1 protein-coding gene is annotated in these 887 nt (G+C 63.1%); it reads right to left on the reverse strand.

Going from position 1 to position 887, the window contains the following annotated elements:
* Positions 1 to 81 precede the first annotated feature (81 nt).
* On the reverse strand, positions 82 to 887 hold an 806-nt coding region (gene rlmJ / locus G3O00_RS42970; RefSeq protein ID WP_206146630.1), incomplete at its 5' end, for a 23S rRNA (adenine(2030)-N(6))-methyltransferase RlmJ.

Below are 887 nucleotides of genomic sequence, written 5' to 3' on the forward strand. Positions count from 1 at the left end.
AATGTCCCCGCGTGGGGGGGGCAGCAGCCCCCCCAGCCCAGGCTCGCACCGAGACCTCAGCCGTAACGGCCAGTCGCCCGATCAGTTTCCGCGGTGCTCGATCTGGCAGCGGGCGCCGCTATCCTGTCCGAGCATCTCGACCAGGTAGGGCAGTGCCTCGTTCATGCTCTGGGCGAGCGTATACGGCGGATTCAGAATGAACATCCCGCTGCCGTAGAGACCCAGCCCGTCAGTCGGCGGATTCGATACCGTCAGTGTCAGGTGCAGCCAGTTGTTCGGTTGCAGGCGCTTCAACTGCTCGGGAAACCGCTGCGATTCGGTCCGCGTCACCTGCGGATACCAGACTGCATAGCAGCCGGTCGCGAAACGCTTCAGGCATTCCGTCACGCAAGTCACCGTGCGCGCGTAATCCTTCTTGTCCTCATAGGACGGGTCGATCAGCACGAGTGCACGTCGCGGCGGCGGCGGCAGCAGCGCCTTGACGCCTTCGAAGCCGTCGCCCGCGAAGATCATCGCGCGTCGCCCAGCATCGCGGAAATTGTGGCGCAGCACGTCGATTTCCGTCGTGTGCATTTCGAACAGGCGCATGCGGTCCTGCTCGCGCATCGATCGCCAGGCGATGTACGGGGAACCGGGGTAGAAGCGCAGTTCACCGTCGTCGTTCAGCGCACGAACTTCATCGACATAGTCACCCAGCGCTTCCGGCAGGTTCTTTTCGTTCCACAGTCGGCCGATGCCGGTGTCGAATTCCGACGTCTTCGCCGCGTAGCCGTCGCGCAGTGAGTACACGCCGGCACCGGCATGCGTGTCGATGTACCAGTACGACTTGTCTTTCTTGTTCAGGTAGTGCAGCAGCTGGACGACGACGGCGTGCTTGAGCACGTCCG

It is taken from the genome of Burkholderia sp. Ac-20384, assembly GCF_017104605.1.
GTDB classification, from domain to species: domain Bacteria; phylum Pseudomonadota; class Gammaproteobacteria; order Burkholderiales; family Burkholderiaceae; genus Burkholderia; species Burkholderia lata.